The following is a 14,295-nucleotide window of genomic DNA, read 5'->3' as shown; positions in this document are numbered from 1 at the left end:
GGCGGAGGCAGGATCAGCCTCCAGCGAGAACGCGCTTCCGCGCAGCGGAAGCCGCCGAGGCCCCTCTCCCGCGTGTGCGGGAGAGGGGGAACCGTCCGCAGCGCGGACGGTGGGGTGAGGACCGAACCCGGCAACGCCCCGATGCTCGAACAACGCGCAGACGCGCAGCCTCAGCCCAGCGGCCGATCCGCGACCAGCACGCCATCCGCATCCGCGGCCAGCCAGTCCCCGGGCCGGATCGTCACGCCGCCAAAGGTCACCGGCACATCGCGCACACCCTGGCCGCGCTTCTCGGTCTTCAGCGGCACCGTGCCCAGCGCCTTGACGCCCAGATCGAGCTGGCCGATCGCGACGCTGTCGCGGATCGCGCCATGCACCAGCACACCGGCCCAGCCGTTGGCGACCGCCTGTTCGGCCAGCAGGTCGCCGAGCATCGAGCGCCGCGTCGAACCACCCCCGTCGATCACCAGCACGCGGCCCGCGCCGGCTTCCGCCACCGCCTCACGCACGCGCGAGTTGTCTTCCAGCGCGCACACGGTGCTGACGATACCGGAGAAGGCGCGACGCCCGCCGAAATCGCGCAGCGGCAGATCGAGCACGCGCACCACATCCGGGTGCGCGTCGCAGAGGTCGCAGGTGACGACGTCCGCGTTCACGCGCGCAGCGAAGTGGCGCGTGCGATCTCGGCGCGCATCGCCTCGACCACCGCGCGATAGTCCGGCTTGCCGAAGATCGCCGAGCCGGCGACGAAGGTGTCGGCGCCCGCCGCGGCGATCTCGCCGATGTTGTCGGGCTTGACCCCGCCATCGATCTCCAGCCGGATCGGCTTGCCGCACGCGTCGATGCGCGCGCGCACCTGGCGCAGCTTGTCGAGCGTCGAGGGAATGAACGCCTGGCCGCCGAAGCCGGGGTTGACCGACATCAGCAGCACCATGTCGAGATCCTCCAGCACGTAGTCGAGCACTTCGAGCGGCGTCGCCGGATTGAGCACCAGACCGGCCTGGCAGCCCTCGGCCTTGATCAGCTGGATCGTGCGGTGCACGTGGCGGCTGGCCTCGGGATGGAAGCTGATCAGCGACGCGCCGGCCTTGGCGAAGTCGGGCACGATGCGGTCGACCGGCTCGACCATCAGGTGCACGTCGATCGGCGCGGTCACGCCGTGCTTGCGCAGCGCCTCGCAGATCATCGGGCCGATCGTCAGGTTCGGCACGTAATGGTTGTCCATCACGTCGAAATGCACCCAGTCCGTGCCGGCGGCGAGCACGTTGTCGACCTCTTCGCCGAGACGGGCGAAGTTCGCGGAGAGGATCGAGGGGGCGATGACGGCGGGCTGCATGGGCGCTTCCAGAGTGGGCGGGGGCGCGGCCTGCGGACCGCATACGCATTCTAAAGCGCATGACGCGGTGACAAACGCCGTGGTGTCGCGTCCGGTGCAGCGCAGCCTGAACTGCGTTTCCAAATTCATTCACGTCCCGGGCCGGTGCATGCCTCCGTCGTCACGCATGCCTGCGTATCTCTTTCGCCCCGCCGCTTCCCGGCGGCGGTGCCCCCGCACCGTGCCGAGTTCACCCGGCCGGCAAAAACAAGAATGGAGATGTCCCCGATGAAAATGATCCACGCCGCATCCGCCAGCCTCGCGCTGCTCGCCGCCAGCACCGGCGCCGCATTTGCCCAGACCGCCAACGACACCTGGACCGGCGGCTACGTCGGCCTCTATGGCGGCGTGGTGGACAGCCCCGAAGACAGCAGCAGCGACCGTTTCGTGTTCGACACCAACCTCGACCGCGTCTACGGCGACACCGTGCGCACCGCGCCCGGCGCTGACGGCACCCCCGGCGTGAATGCGTTCTCGCCCGGGTTCTGCAATGGCGCGGCCCAGGGCGCGACGCCGGCCGCCGGCTGCAGCAAGAACCGCGGCGGCGCCGACTATGGCGTGCGCGGTGGTTACGACTGGCAGATGGGCAGCTGGGTGTTCGGTGTCGTCGGCGAATACGGCGCCAACGACGTCCGCGATGCCGTGAGCGCCTTCAGCACCACGCCCGCCTACTACACGATGTTCCGCAAGGTCGATCGCGTCGCTGCCCTGCGTCTGCGCTCGGGCTACGCTTTCGGCGCGGATTCCGCGAACCTGGTTTATCTCACCGGCGGCATGGCGCACGCCAAGATCGACAACGAGTTCACCACCAGCAACGGCGCGAATGCGTTCACCAGCAATGGCGATACCACCGGCTTCGGCTGGCAGGCGGGCGTGGGTTACGAGCGCAAGCTCGGCGAGAACGTGTCGGTCGGTCTGGAATACCTGTTCACGAGCCTGGAAGCCGACGACCAGCGCGTGCGCACGGGTCCGGGCACCGCGCCGGCGAGCAACCCCTTCCTGATCGCCAACCCGGCCGGGACCGACATGCGCCGCAGCGACAAGGACTTCGACTACGGCGCCGCGCGCGCCACGGTCAACTGGCGCTTCTGATCCATCGCGCCAGCGTCATCGAGTCATGAAGGAGCCGGCGCAAGCCGGCTTCTTCTTTTTGTGTCTGTCGCAGGTAGAGCGCAGCGACACCCATCGCTTCTGCGCTCCACGGACTTCGTGCGCGACTGGATGAGGCATGCAGCGTGCTCTGTCGACCGCCCGGAACCCCACGTTGCACACACCGCATTACTCCGCGAACCGCTATCGCGGGCGGCGAGATGGCGACGCTGGGTTTCGCTGCGCTCTGCCCATCCTGCGATCGGGCGGCTCGCGCGAATCCGCGATCGGCGCGTCAGTGGCGCGTCTTGCGTCCGTCGCGACCGCGGCGCAGGCGGTCGTAGGCGGCGTTGAGTTCCGCGGCGCGCGCCTCGGCCTGGGCGCGCAGTTCTGGCGCGGCGCCTGCAACACGATCGGGGTGGTACTGCGAAATCAACCTGCGATAGGCCTGGTCGATCTCCTCGCGCGTCGCCTCGGGGCCCAGGCCGAACACCTGGTGATCCTTGTAGCGGCGGGGCGCCAGCCAGCCGGCATCGAAGGCGTGGCCGATGACGGCACCGATCACGCCGCCGGCCGGGTGGCGCAGCAGCAGCCATCCGGCGATGAAGCCCAGCAGTTTTCCGTACCAGCGTTGCATGGCCGGCAGTGTAGCCGGCCGCCGTGACGCCAGTGGTTGCGGCTCACTGCAAGGCGCTGCGGTTCGCACTACACTTGCCGGCCGCTTGCGATCCACCCGGACTGTCAACCGTGTCGACGACCCTGCTCGAAGCGAATCTCCCCGGCCTCCACCTGCGTCACCGCGGCAAGGTCCGCGACGTGTTCGAGCTCGGCGACGAGCGTCTGCTGATCGTCGCCACCGACCGCCTGAGCGCATTCGACGTGGTGCTGCCCGACCCCATTCCCGGCAAAGGCGAGATGCTCTGCCAGATCAGCAATTTTTGGTTCGAACAGACCGCGGCGCTGATGCCCAACCACCTGACCGGCATTGATGTCGCCAGTGTGCTGCCGGAGGGCGTCGACCCGGCGCTGTATGCGAAGCGCGCGGTGGTGACGAAGAAGCTCAAGCCGGTGCCGGTCGAGGCGATCGCGCGCGGCTATCTGATCGGCAGCGGCTGGAAGGACTATCAGCGCACCGGCCGCGTCAGCGGCATCGCCCTGCCCGACGGCCTGCGCCAGGCCGAGCGCCTGCCCCAGCCGATCTTCACCCCGTCGACCAAGGCCGCCGTGGGCGACCATGACGAGAACATCGATTTCGACACGATGGTCCGCCTCATCGGCGCCGACCTCGCCGAACAGGTGCGCGAGGCCACGTTGCGCCTGTACACGTTCGCGGCCGCCTACGCCGCCGAGCGCGGCATCATCCTCGCCGACACCAAGTTCGAGTTCGGCACCGATGCCGACGGGCGTCTCTATGTCATGGACGAAGTGCTGACCCCGGATTCGTCGCGCTACTGGCCGGCCGATGCGTACGAGGTGGGCACCAGCCCGCCGAGCTACGACAAGCAGATCGTCCGCGACTACCTGGAAACCACGGACTGGGACAAGACCGCGCCCGGCCCGACGTTGCCGGCCGAAGTCGTCGAACGCACCCGCGCGCGCTACGCCGAAGCGTTGCAGAAGCTGGCGGACATCTCGATCGACTGAGCGCGCGTCGCGCGCCTGGTTGCCGGTATTCTCGGAAGCCCGCGCATCCCGTGAATCGGACGCCCATGCAGATCGAATCCGTGTCACCCATTTTTTCGGTGGACGATCTGGCCGCCTCGCTCGACTTCTATCTGCAGACGCTCGGGTTCGAACTGGCCTGGTCTTGGGGTGAACCACCTCACATTGCGTCCGTCTGTCGCGACGGCATCGAAATCATGCTCAGTCAACGCAGCGACATCAGCGCTCCGGGCGCCGCACAGATCTATCTCGGCGTTTCGGCTATCGACGCGTGGCATGACGCGTTGAAGTCTGCGGGCGTGCACATGCGCGTTCCGATTGGCGACCGCCCCTACGGCATGCGCGATTTCAGGATTGCCGACCCCAGCGGCAACGAAATCAGCTTCGGGCAGCCGATCGCAGGCGCACCCTAGTCACCGACACGACCGGATCGACCCTCGGGAGGGGCGGATGGACGCAACACAAGACGACGCACAGCTGCGTCCGATCGACCGCTGGTTCGCCAGCTACTCGGCCGACCATCGAAACGACACCAACCAGTGGATCCACGTGTTCGCCGTTCCGGCGATCCTGTGGAGCGTGATCGCGTTGTTGTGGTGCATTCCCGGCGGCACGATCTTCAAGCCTGGCATCTGGGCGGCGCTGGCGATGTTCGCCGCGTGGCGGTTCTACCAGCGCGCATCGCCGCGGCTGGGGTTCGGCATGTTCGCGGTGTTCCTGCTGCTGGCGGCGTTGACCTGGGCGCTGCATCAGGCGCTGGGCACGCGCGGCCTGCTGACGGCCGCCATCGCGGTGTTCGTCGTGGCGTGGATCGCGCAGTTCGTCGGCCACAAGGTGGAAGGCCAGAAGCCGAGCTTCCTGACGGATCTGACGTATCTGCTGATCGGCCCGGCCTGGGTGCTGGCCAAGCTGTATCGCAGGCTCGGCTGGCGTTACTGAGCCCGGCTCGCGCCTGCGCCAGGCGCCGCGCCGCTGACGTGAGATGCTTGCGCGCCGCCCCCGGTATCCGCCGTGTCGCCCCGCGATCTTGTTCTCGTGCTCGTCGTCTGTCTCGCCTGGGCCATGAATTTCCTCGTCTCGGCCAATGCGCTGCGCGAGATTCCGCCATTCCTGTTCACCGCACTGCGCTTCGCCCTGCTGGCGCTGCCGCTGGTGTGGCTGCTGCGCCCGCCCGCCCCCGGGCAATGGCCGCGGCTGATCGCGGTGTGCCTGTGCATCGGGGTGCTGCATTTCGGCCTGAGCTTTCTCGCGCTGCGGCTGTCGAGCGACCTGTCGTCACCAGCGATCGTCATGCAGAGCTACATCCCGATGACCGCGCTGCTGGCGTGGCTGGTGCTGGGCGAACGTTTTGCCTGGCGCACGGGCCTCGCGATCGGGGTGAGTTTCGGTGGCGTGCTGGTGCTGGGGTTCGATCCGGTGGTGCTGGCCAATCCGGCCGCGCTGCTGACGATGCTCGCCTCGGCGTTGCTGCTGGCGATCGGCACGGTGCTGATGAAGCCGCTGGGCGGGGTCGACGTCTGGAACATGCAGGGCTGGACCGCGGTGATCGCCGTGCTGCCGCTGCTGGGCCTGAGCCTGCTGTTCGAACCCGGCGGCATCGCGCAACTGCGGGAGGCAAGCTGGATCGGCTGGAGCGGCGCGATCTACGCGGCCTTCGTGTCCTCGCTGCTCGGCCACGGGCTGTACTACGTGCTGGTGCGGCGCTATCCGGTCGCGATGTTGACCCCATGGCTGCTGCTGGTGCCGGTGCTCGCCATCGGGCTGGGCATCGCGTTCTGGGGCGATCGCCCGGGCCCGCGCCTGTGGATCGGCGGCGCCATGGTGCTGGGGGGCGTACTGGCGATCGCCCTGCGCGCGCTGCGCAAGTCGCGGCGGCTGGTCGACAAGCCGATGGCCGGCCCGTGAGCGGCGCTCAGCCGACAGCGAACATGCCGGCGTCGGGCGCGAATGCGCGCGGGGCATAGCCGAAGGCCTCGCGCGCCGGGCCGACATCGAACACCAGGTCCTCGCGCATCCGCGCAACCGCACCGGGCGGCAGACCCTGCAGGCGACCGCTCGCGCGGGCCAGCGCATATGCGCCGGCGAACACCGGCGATGGCACGACGACCAGCCGCGGCGGCGGCGTGAGCACGGCCAGCGTGCGCGCGACCATCGCGCGGTAGGGCAGCGTCTCGCCACCGGGCAGGGCGAACTCGCGGTCCATCGCCGCCTCGGCATCGACCGCAGCCTGCGCCGCGCCGGCGAGATCCTCAACATGCACCGGCTGCCGCCGCCCGACCGCATGTCCCGGCAGCACGAAGAAGCCGGTGCGGCGCGCGAGCTGGACGATGCGGCTGAGGTTGCGGTCGCGGCCGCTGCCGTAGATCAGCGTCGGCCGTAGCAGAGTGGCTGCGGCTCCGCGCGCGCGCGCTGCGGCGAGCACGCGGTCGGCGGAGGCGCGCAGTCTGCCGGCGAGCTCGCGCTCGCCAGGATCGTTCGCGTCGCGCTTGGTCGCGTCGCTGGTCGAGCCGAACGCGACGACGCGCGGGCACTCCAGCGTCGTCGCGGCGTACCAGTGCGAGAACAGGTCCAGGGGGCCGCAGCTGAAGACCGCATCACAGCGCGTGGGCAGCTCGGGCAGCGCGGCGAACTCGCCGGGCCACCAGCGCAACCCGGGCTGCGCGGGGCGCGCTTCGCGCGACAGCGCGTCGACCTGCCAGCCGGCCGTCCGCAACCGGGCGATCAGCGCGGCGCCGATCGCACCGCTGCCGCCGAACACCAGCGCATGCCGGGTCAAATCAGGGCTCCGCGCAGAACCGGGCAGGTGGCTGCGGACTGCTTGCGCAGTAATAAGTATCGGCTCGGCATGGGACACAGCATACCCAGCCGCGGCGACGCATCGTCCACATTCATCGGGTAAACTGCCCGGCCCTTGCGTGACCGTCGGCGCCTGCCGGCACACCTCCACAAGGAGCCCGATGCTCGAACTTCTGTTGGCCCTGCCCTTCGTGCTGGCCCTGGTCATTGCGCTGTCGCGCAATGCGTCCCGCCGCACCATCGCCGTGCTCGCCGGTCTTGCACCGCTGCTGGGTCTGGCGATCCTGGCACTGTTGGCCGGCAGCGTGTTCGATGGCGAGATCGTCCGGGCCAGCTACGCCTGGATTCCCGAGGCGGGACTCGATTTCAGCCTGCGCGTCGATGGCCTTGCCTGGACCTTCGGGCTGCTGGTGCTCGGCATCGGCGGCCTGGTCGTGCTGTACGGGCATTACTACCTGTCGGCCAAGGACAGTCCGCGGCGGTTCTTCGCCTATCTGATGCTCTTCATGGGCGCGATGGTTGGCATGGTCACCGCCGGCAACCTCCTGCTGCTGGCGGTGTTCTGGGAACTGACCTCGATCAGCTCCTTCCTGCTGATCGGCTTCTGGTCGCATCGCCAGGATGCCCGCCAAGGCGCGCGCATGGCCCTGACCATCACCGGCATGGGCGGCCTGGCCCTGCTCGGCGGCGTGCTGCTGATCGGTCGCATCGTCGGCAGCTACGACCTCGATGTGGTGCTGGCGTCGGGCGATCTGATCCGCGGCAGCCATCTGTATCCGTGGGCGCTGGCGCTGGTGCTGCTGGGCATCTTCACCAAGAGCGCGCAGTTCCCGTTCCACTTCTGGCTGCCGCACGCGATGGCCGCGCCCACCCCGGTGTCGGCCTACCTGCATTCGGCGACGATGGTGAAGGCCGGCGTGTTCCTGCTGGCGCGCCTGCACCCGGCGCTGGCCGGCACGGACCTGTTCTTCTACGTGGTCACCAGTGTCGGCGCGACGACGCTGCTGGTCGGCGCCTGGTTCGCGATCTTCCAGCACGACCTCAAGGGCCTGCTGGCGTATTCGACGATCTCTCACCTGGGCCTGATCACATTGCTGTTCGGCATCTCGACCGAGATGGCGGTGGTCGCGGGCCTGTTCCACATCCTCAACCACGCGACGTTCAAGGCCTCGCTGTTCATGGCCGCGGGCATCATCGACCACGAGTGCGGCACGCGCGACATGCGCCGGCTGGGCAACCTCAGACGCTACATGCCGATGACCAGCCTGCTGGCGATCGTCGCGTCACTGGCGATGGCCGGCATCCCGCTGCTCAACGGCTTCCTGTCGAAGGAGATGTTCTTCGCCGAGGCGCTGGAGATCGGCGGCCACGGCACGATGCGGATCATCATCAGCATCGCCGCGCTGCTGGCCGGCATCTTCGGCATCGCCTACAGCCTGCGTTTCGTGCACGACACGTTCTTCGGCAACGGCCCGCGCGCGCTCGACGTGGTGCCGCACGAGCCGCCGCGCTGGATGCGCATTCCGGTCGGCGTGCTGGCGATCCTGTGCGTGATCGTCGGCATGATCCCGGCGCTGACCATCGGGCCGCTGCTGCACACGATGGTCCGCGGCACGCTGGGCGATGCCGCGCCGGAATTCAGCCTGTCGGTCTGGCACGGCTTCAACCTGCCGCTGATGATGAGCATCGCCAGCCTGGTGCTCGGCGTGGCGCTGTACTTCGGCCTGCGCCGGCTGCTGGATTTCCATGCGGTGGTCACCCGCTCGATCGGTCGCAACGCGTTCCACGTCAACGTCGAGGCGCTGTTCGCGCTGGCCCGCCGGTTCACCGCGCGCGTCGCCAACGGCAGCCTGCAGCGCAGCCTGTTCCTGATGATCCTGGTCGGCGTGGTGCTGACCGGCGTGCCGATGCTGGGCCGCACCCTGCCCCTGCTCGCGGGCCTGGGTACGCCGCAGCCGTTGCCGGTGATCGGCTGGGTGCTGTGGGGCCTGCTGATCGCCGCGACCGTCGGCACCGTGGTCGTCCATGCCAAGCGCCTGACGGCGCTGATCGTCATCGGCGCGGTCGGTCTGGCGGTCAGCCTGGTGTTCGTCTATCTCTCGGCGCCGGATCTGGCGCTGACCCAGCTGCTGGTCGAGATGGTGACCATCGCGCTGATGATGATGGCGCTGAACTACCTGCCCAAGCAGTCCAAGGTCTCGCATCGCCCGCTGCGCAAGGCGCGCGACCTCACGCTGGCGATCGTCGCCGGCGGCGGCCTGGCCGTGCTGGCCTACGCGATGATGCTGTCGCCGGCCGACACGATCTCCAGCGAGCTGCTGGTGCGTGCGCTGCCCGAGGCCTACGGCCGCAACGTGGTCAACGTGACCCTGGTCGACTTCCGCGGCTTCGATACCTTCGGCGAGATCGTCGTGTTCGGCGTCGCGGCGCTGGTGGTGCATGCGCTGCTGCGCTGGTCGCGTCTGAAGCCGGACGAGATCATGCCCGGCCCGCCGGTCCAGTTGCCCATCGCGACCGACCTGACCCAGCTGCTGTTCCCGCTGGCGCTGACCGTTTCGATCTACCTGTTCCTGCGCGGCCACAACGCGCCGGGCGGCGGCTTCATCGCCGGCCTGGTGTTCGCGGTGCCGGTGCTGGTGATGTACGTGCTGCAGGGCGCCCGCGCGGTCGAGGCCACGTTCGGCTTCGACTATCTGCGCGGCATCGCGATCGGCCTGCTGCTGGCGGTGCTGGGCGGCGTGGGCTCGTGGTGGTTCGGCCTGCCGTACATGACCAGTGGCCATGTCGACCTCGAGCTGCCGCTGATCGGCACGCTGCCGCTGGCCAGCGCCCTGGTGTTCGATACCGGCGTCTACTTCGTGGTGTTCTCCGGCACCCTGCTGATGCTCGCCACCCTGGGCACGGTCAAACATCGCCAGGCCCACGAGGAGGCGCACTGATGGAATTCGCGATCGCCACCGCCATCGGCGTGCTGGCCGCATCGGGTCTGTACCTGATGCTGCGCGCCCGTACCTTCGACGTGATTCTCGGCCTGACGCTGCTGTCGTACGCGACCAACCTGATGATCTTCGCCGCCGGCCGCCCGGTCGTCGGCAAGCCGCCGGTGCTGCGCGACGGCGTGGAGTTCACGCTCGCCAACTATGCCGACCCACTGCCCCAGGCACTGGTGCTGACCGCGATCGTCATCGCGTTCGCGATGACCGCGGTGGCGGTGGTGATCGCGATGCGTGAGCACGCGGACCTGCACACCGACCACGTCGACGGCGAAGAGCCGGACGAACAGCAGCGGGGAGGCGCGCGATGAATCATCTGCCCGTGCTTCCGGTGCTGGTGCCCATCGTCACCGGCGCGCTGCTCTTGCTGCTTGAGCGGCGCCATCGCACCTCGGTGCTGCGGACCTGGGCCTGGATCGGCATGCTCGCGCTGCTGGCGGTCAACGTCGCGCTGCTGGTGCAGGTGCAGCGCGAGGACATGCTGGTTTATCTGCTCGGCGACTGGCCGGCGCGGCTGGGCATCACCCTGGTGGCCGACCGGCTGTCGGCGCTGATGGTGTTGACCACGACGCTGCTGGCGATTCCCTGCCTGCTGTATGCCTGCGCCGGCTGGGACAAGCGTGCGCTGCACTTCCACGCTCTATTCCAGATGCAGCTGGCCGGTCTCAACGGTGCGTTCCTGACCGGCGACCTGTTCAACCTGTTCGTGTTCTTCGAAGTGATGCTGATCGCGTCCTACGGCCTGCTGCTCAGCGGCGCCCGCGGTGCACGGATCAAGGCCGGCATGCACTACGTGGTGTTCAACATCGCGGCATCGGTGGTGTTCCTGCTGGCGCTCGGCCTGCTCTACGGCATGCTCGGCACGCTCAACATGACCGAGATGGCGGCGCGCATCGCGATCGCGCCACCCGAGCGGACGATGCTGATCCACGCCGCTGCCGGCCTGCTGCTGCTCGTGTTCTGCGCCAAGGCGGCGCTGCTGCCCCTGTACCTGTGGCTGCCCGAGGCCTATGCGCGCGCGCCTGCCGCGGTCGCCGCGCTGTTCACGGTGATGACCAAGGTCGGCCTCTACGCGATCCTGCGCGTCTACACGCTGATGTTCGGCGAGGCTGCGGGCCCGCTGGCGAACATCGCCTGGGACTGGCTGCTGCCCGCCGGCGCGGCCACCGTCGTCCTCGCCGCGCTCGGCGTGATCGGTGCGCCGCGGCTGCGCATCGGCGTGGCCTATCTGGTGCTGCTGTCGGCCGGCACGCTGTTCGTCGCGTTCTCGCTGGGCAATGCCGGTGCGATCTCGGCAGGTCTCTATTACCTGGCGCACAGCGTGTTCGTCAGCGCCGCGCTGTTCCTACTGGCCGACATCATCCAGCGCCACCGCGGCAGCAACGGCGACTACCTGCTGCCGATCGCCTCGATGCCGAACAAAACGCTGCCGGCCACGCTGTTCCTGATCGCCGCGGTGTCGATCGCGGGACTGCCGCCGCTGTCGGGATTCATCGGCAAGCTGCAACTGCTCAACTCGGTGCCGGAAGCGCAGATGGGCTGGATCTGGACCGTGATCCTCGGCAGCAGCCTGATGACCATCATCGGCCTGTCGCGCAGCGGGACCCGGCTGTTCTGGCGCGTCGATCCTGCGCCCGAGACGACGCCGGGGCCGCCGCTGCGCCGCACTGAAATCGCTGCAACGGTGCTGCTGCTGGGCTACGGCGTGGCGATGACCTTGTTCGCGGGCCCGGTGCTCCGCTACACCGACGCCACGGCCGCGCAGCTGCTCGATGTGGACACCTACATCCAGGTCCTGCGCGACACCGCGCCGCTGATCCGGGAGCCCGCACGATGAAGCGCCGCATGCTGCCTTCGATCCCGCAGAGCCTGACGGTCTTCGCGTTCTGGCTGCTGATGGCCCAGGACGTGAGCGCGGGCAACGTCCTCCTCGCGCTGCTGCTGGCCTGGTTGATGCCGCTGCTGGCCGCGCGCCTGGAGCGCGAGTTCGCGCGCCTGGGCCGGCTGCGCGGCGGCTTCCGCCTGATGGGCGTCGTGCTCCGCGACATCGTCGTCGCCAACGTCACGGTCGCGCGCCAGGTGCTGGGCCCGGAGTCGCGCCTGAAATCGCAGTTCGTCTGGGTGCCGCTGGACCTGACCAACATCCACGGCATTTCCGCGCTCGCCAGTGTCTGCACGCTGACGCCCGGCACCGTGTCGGCCGAGCTGTCCGAAGACCGGCGGTACCTGCTGCTGCATTGCCTGAGCGTCGATGATCCCGACGCGCTGGTGATGCAGATCAAGAGCCGGTACGAAGCGCCGTTGAGGGAGATCTTTCCATGATCGACATCGTCATCGTCGCCGGCATGCATCTGGTCGGCCTCGCCATGATCTTCGCGCTGTGGCGCCTGCTGCGCGGCCCCACCGCACCCGACCGCATCCTCGCGCTGGATACGCTGTACATCAGCGCGATCGCGCAGCTCATCCTGTTCGGCATGCTGCTCGACACCGAGGTCTATTTCGAGGCCGCGCTGATCATCGCGATGCTCGGCTTCGTCGGCACCGTGGTGCTGAGCAAGTACGTGATCCGGAGGGACATCGTCGAATGAGCACGCTCTTCGAGATCGTCGTCGTCACGCTGCTGGTGGTGGGCTGCTTCTTCACCCTGCTCGGCGGGGTGGCGATGGTGAAGCTGTCGGACTTCTTCCGTCGCCTGCACGGGCCGGCGAAGGCCAGCACGCTGGGCGTGGGCTGCATCCTGTTCGCGTCCATCGTCTACCACTGGGTCAACGGCAGCGGCGTGCATCCGCGCGAGCTGCTGATCACCGTGTTTCTGTTTCTGACCGCGCCGATCAGCGCGCATCTGATGTCGCGCGCCGCGCTGTCGCTGATGGACGACCGCCCCCCGCATCCCGATCGCACGCCCGACCCGGATGGCGCCACCGTCGATCGCGACGATCCGGCGCCCCCGGAGCGCTGATCGCCGTCAGGCGGTCAGCGGCTCGCGCCCTGCCTTCCGCGTCCCGGCGATGAAGCGCGGACGTTGGAAGGCGGCCTCAGCCGCAGCGTTCGACGTAGTCGACCTGCGGCGGCACGCCGATCCGCCAAGCGGTGACGCGGCCCTCCGCATCGGTCTCGAACACAAGCACGGACGCGCCGCCTTCCGGATCCGTGACCCGCAGCGTCTGCGCGCCCTCGACGTACTTGTGCGGGGCCGCTTCGACGCGATCCGCGTACAGCTGCTCGATCTCGGCGCGCGACATGCCGACCTTGCCGCCGCCCGGCGCGGTGTAGCCCGGATTGCCCACGTCGATGCGCGCGAACCGGTCGCCCTCGATCATGAAACCCGGCGTGCCATCGTCTGTGCGCGGGGGCTGTGGGCTCAGGTAGTAACAGCCGCCCGGTTCGCTGGGCTGCGCGTCGCCCAGATCGTGGCCCCAGGCAATTCTCACCTGCTCCTGATCGGTGCCAAACCGGGCCGGCCCGAAGCCTTCGAAGGTCACCACGCCATCGACGACCTGCGGCGCACGGGTGCCGGTCGCATGCGCATCGGGCTGATCGAGAACGACGGACGCCGATCCGGCTGGTAGCGCAGGGGCGGCCGTCGGCGGCGCGGCCGATGGTGCATCCCGCTGGCATGCAGCAAGCGCGAGGGACAGGACGGCGATGGCCGGCAACGCGGTCAGACGAAGCATGCGGCAGCTCCTGGTGAGTGGTGGGAGTCGGAGACTAGCGCGGCTGCGTGAACAGGACGTTCTGCGCGACGCCCTGCCTGTCATGGTCGTTTCATCGCCGGTTCCCATGCTGCAGGCCCCACGCCGATGCTGCAGACCGTGACCGTCCGCAAGACCGAACTCGCCCGCCAGGCGCTGGCCCGTCATGGCCCGACGCTGGACCTGCGACAGCGCCGCGCGCTGATCCTGTGCGACGGCCGGCGCACGCCCGCGGAGCTCGCGCGCCTGCTGGGCGCGGATACGCCGGCCCTGCTGCGGCAGCTCTGCGATGACGGCTATCTGGAGGGACTGCACACGCCGGGGCCCGCCACCTCGCCTTTATCCGCAGCAGACACCGCTGCGCCGGCGGACGCCACGCCCGTGGCGCAGATTGCGCCGGCGCGACGCCGCTCGCTGAGTGCGGCACGCATCTATGTGCAGGGCATGCTGGAGCTGCAGCGCGCGCCGGCCGCGTTCGAATTACGCACGCGGCTCGTCGGCAGTGGCGATGAAGCTGCAACCGTCGCCGCACTGCTCGCCGCGATCGCCGGACTGCCGGCCTTCACCAAGCCCGGCTTTGCCGAACGCGTGCGCGAGCGCGTGGCCGAGGTATTGCCCGAACCGCATCTGCCTGCACTCGCCGCCCTTGTGCTCGGCGGTGAACTCGACGCGATGGCCTGAGCGGCCA

General features: G+C 68.8%; 17 protein-coding genes. 12 read left to right on the top strand and 5 right to left on the bottom strand.

The window, feature by feature from the left end; genetic code table 11:
* Positions 1-170 precede the first annotated feature (170 nt).
* The gene (gene rraA / locus J2X52_RS09540; RefSeq protein ID WP_310152132.1) at positions 171-656 is read right to left on the bottom strand and encodes a ribonuclease E activity regulator RraA; all 486 of its coding nucleotides are present in this window, start codon (positions 654-656) and stop codon (positions 171-173) included.
* Positions 653-1,336 (bottom strand): ribulose-phosphate 3-epimerase, encoded by a 684-nt coding sequence (gene rpe, locus J2X52_RS09535; RefSeq protein ID WP_310152130.1) that lies wholly within the window; start codon positions 1,334-1,336, stop codon positions 653-655. The genes rraA and rpe overlap by 4 nt, the downstream gene beginning before the upstream one ends.
* A gap of 267 nt (positions 1,337-1,603) precedes the next feature.
* Between rpe and J2X52_RS09530 the strand changes: the two genes are divergently transcribed.
* Positions 1,604-2,467: an outer membrane beta-barrel protein gene (locus J2X52_RS09530; protein ID WP_310152127.1), complete on the top strand. Its 864-nt coding sequence runs from the start codon at positions 1,604-1,606 to the stop codon at positions 2,465-2,467.
* Positions 2,468-2,759: 292 nt separating this feature from the next.
* Here J2X52_RS09530 and J2X52_RS09525 read toward each other — a convergent pair whose 3' ends face one another.
* Positions 2,760-3,101 carry a DnaJ domain-containing protein gene (locus J2X52_RS09525; protein ID WP_310152122.1) on the bottom strand — a complete coding sequence of 114 codons (342 nt, stop codon included), beginning with the start codon at positions 3,099-3,101 and terminating at the stop codon, positions 2,760-2,762.
* Between the two features lie 110 nt (positions 3,102-3,211).
* On the opposite strand from J2X52_RS09525, the gene J2X52_RS09520 reads away from it, so the two are divergent.
* From J2X52_RS09520 to J2X52_RS09505, 4 genes are all read left to right on the top strand, one after another.
* Positions 3,212-4,108, top strand: coding sequence for a phosphoribosylaminoimidazolesuccinocarboxamide synthase (locus tag J2X52_RS09520; protein ID WP_310152120.1), 897 nt, complete (start codon positions 3,212-3,214; stop codon positions 4,106-4,108).
* Between the two features lie 65 nt (positions 4,109-4,173).
* Positions 4,174-4,539: a VOC family protein gene (locus tag J2X52_RS09515; protein WP_310152118.1), complete on the top strand. Its 366-nt coding sequence runs from the start codon at positions 4,174-4,176 to the stop codon at positions 4,537-4,539.
* A gap of 37 nt (positions 4,540-4,576) precedes the next feature.
* Positions 4,577-5,065 carry an Mpo1-like protein gene (locus J2X52_RS09510; RefSeq protein ID WP_310152115.1) on the top strand — a complete coding sequence of 163 codons (489 nt, stop codon included), beginning with the start codon at positions 4,577-4,579 and terminating at the stop codon, positions 5,063-5,065.
* A 72-nt stretch (positions 5,066-5,137) separates the two neighbouring features.
* Complete coding sequence (locus J2X52_RS09505) at positions 5,138-6,031, top strand: DMT family transporter (RefSeq protein WP_310152112.1); 894 nt, start codon at positions 5,138-5,140, stop codon at positions 6,029-6,031.
* 7 nt (positions 6,032-6,038) lie between these two features.
* Here J2X52_RS09505 and J2X52_RS09500 read toward each other — a convergent pair whose 3' ends face one another.
* A complete protein-coding gene (locus J2X52_RS09500) occupies positions 6,039-6,902 on the bottom strand; it encodes a nucleoside-diphosphate sugar epimerase (protein ID WP_310152109.1) in 864 nt (287 codons plus the stop codon).
* Positions 6,903-7,083: 181 nt separating this feature from the next.
* Between J2X52_RS09500 and J2X52_RS09495 the strand changes: the two genes are divergently transcribed.
* From J2X52_RS09495 to J2X52_RS09470, 6 genes are read left to right on the top strand one after another with little or no spacing between them, the layout of a single operon-like run.
* Positions 7,084-9,861: a monovalent cation/H+ antiporter subunit A gene (locus J2X52_RS09495; RefSeq protein ID WP_310152107.1), complete on the top strand. Its 2,778-nt coding sequence runs from the start codon at positions 7,084-7,086 to the stop codon at positions 9,859-9,861.
* The gene (locus J2X52_RS09490; protein ID WP_310152105.1) at positions 9,861-10,226 is read left to right on the top strand and encodes a Na+/H+ antiporter subunit C; all 366 of its coding nucleotides are present in this window, start codon (positions 9,861-9,863) and stop codon (positions 10,224-10,226) included. Before J2X52_RS09495 ends, J2X52_RS09490 begins: the two co-directional genes overlap by 1 nt.
* On the top strand, positions 10,223-11,752 hold the full coding sequence (locus tag J2X52_RS09485) for a monovalent cation/H+ antiporter subunit D (protein WP_310152100.1): 1,530 nt from the start codon (positions 10,223-10,225) through the stop codon (positions 11,750-11,752). Before J2X52_RS09490 ends, J2X52_RS09485 begins: the two co-directional genes overlap by 4 nt.
* Positions 11,749-12,237 (top strand): Na+/H+ antiporter subunit E, encoded by a 489-nt coding sequence (locus J2X52_RS09480; protein ID WP_310152097.1) that lies wholly within the window; start codon positions 11,749-11,751, stop codon positions 12,235-12,237. Before J2X52_RS09485 ends, J2X52_RS09480 begins: the two co-directional genes overlap by 4 nt.
* The gene (locus J2X52_RS09475) at positions 12,234-12,503 is read left to right on the top strand and encodes a K+/H+ antiporter subunit F (protein ID WP_310152095.1); all 270 of its coding nucleotides are present in this window, start codon (positions 12,234-12,236) and stop codon (positions 12,501-12,503) included. Before J2X52_RS09480 ends, J2X52_RS09475 begins: the two co-directional genes overlap by 4 nt.
* Entirely contained in the window at positions 12,500-12,874 is a 375-nt protein-coding gene (locus J2X52_RS09470) for a Na+/H+ antiporter subunit G (RefSeq protein WP_310152092.1), read from the top strand. Before J2X52_RS09475 ends, J2X52_RS09470 begins: the two co-directional genes overlap by 4 nt.
* A gap of 76 nt (positions 12,875-12,950) precedes the next feature.
* Here the strand turns inward: J2X52_RS09470 and J2X52_RS09465 are convergent, their stop codons facing one another.
* Positions 12,951-13,589 carry a lectin gene (locus J2X52_RS09465; protein ID WP_310152089.1) on the bottom strand — a complete coding sequence of 213 codons (639 nt, stop codon included), beginning with the start codon at positions 13,587-13,589 and terminating at the stop codon, positions 12,951-12,953.
* Positions 13,590-13,715: 126 nt separating this feature from the next.
* On the opposite strand from J2X52_RS09465, the gene J2X52_RS09460 reads away from it, so the two are divergent.
* Positions 13,716-14,288 (top strand): hypothetical protein, encoded by a 573-nt coding sequence (locus tag J2X52_RS09460; RefSeq protein ID WP_310152086.1) that lies wholly within the window; start codon positions 13,716-13,718, stop codon positions 14,286-14,288.
* Positions 14,289-14,295: the final 7 nt, after the last annotated feature.

It is taken from the genome of Luteimonas sp. 3794 (assembly GCF_031456825.1).
GTDB lineage: Bacteria > Pseudomonadota > Gammaproteobacteria > Xanthomonadales > Xanthomonadaceae > Luteimonas.
This window is presented reverse-complemented; position numbering and strand designations above follow the sequence as displayed.

Bases quoted from the DNA above. Each gene is read 5' to 3' on its own strand.
- rpe (WP_310152130.1), bottom strand. From the start codon at position 1,336: ATGCAGCCCGCCGTCATCGCCCCCTCGATCCTCTCCGCGAACTTCGCC.
- J2X52_RS09530 (WP_310152127.1), top strand. From the start codon at position 1,604: ATGAAAATGATCCACGCCGCATCCGCCAGCCTCGCGCTGCTCGCCGCC.
- J2X52_RS09525 (WP_310152122.1), bottom strand. From the start codon at position 3,101: ATGCAACGCTGGTACGGAAAACTGCTGGGCTTCATCGCCGGATGGCTG.
- J2X52_RS09515 (WP_310152118.1), top strand. From the start codon at position 4,174: ATGCAGATCGAATCCGTGTCACCCATTTTTTCGGTGGACGATCTGGCC.
- J2X52_RS09510 (WP_310152115.1), top strand. From the start codon at position 4,577: ATGGACGCAACACAAGACGACGCACAGCTGCGTCCGATCGACCGCTGG.
- J2X52_RS09495 (WP_310152107.1), top strand. From the start codon at position 7,084: ATGCTCGAACTTCTGTTGGCCCTGCCCTTCGTGCTGGCCCTGGTCATT.
- J2X52_RS09490 (WP_310152105.1), top strand. From the start codon at position 9,861: ATGGAATTCGCGATCGCCACCGCCATCGGCGTGCTGGCCGCATCGGGT.
- J2X52_RS09485 (WP_310152100.1), top strand. From the start codon at position 10,223: ATGAATCATCTGCCCGTGCTTCCGGTGCTGGTGCCCATCGTCACCGGC.
- J2X52_RS09480 (WP_310152097.1), top strand. From the start codon at position 11,749: ATGAAGCGCCGCATGCTGCCTTCGATCCCGCAGAGCCTGACGGTCTTC.
- J2X52_RS09475 (WP_310152095.1), top strand. From the start codon at position 12,234: ATGATCGACATCGTCATCGTCGCCGGCATGCATCTGGTCGGCCTCGCC.
- J2X52_RS09470 (WP_310152092.1), top strand. From the start codon at position 12,500: ATGAGCACGCTCTTCGAGATCGTCGTCGTCACGCTGCTGGTGGTGGGC.
- J2X52_RS09465 (WP_310152089.1), bottom strand. From the start codon at position 13,589: ATGCTTCGTCTGACCGCGTTGCCGGCCATCGCCGTCCTGTCCCTCGCG.
- J2X52_RS09460 (WP_310152086.1), top strand. From the start codon at position 13,716: ATGCTGCAGACCGTGACCGTCCGCAAGACCGAACTCGCCCGCCAGGCG.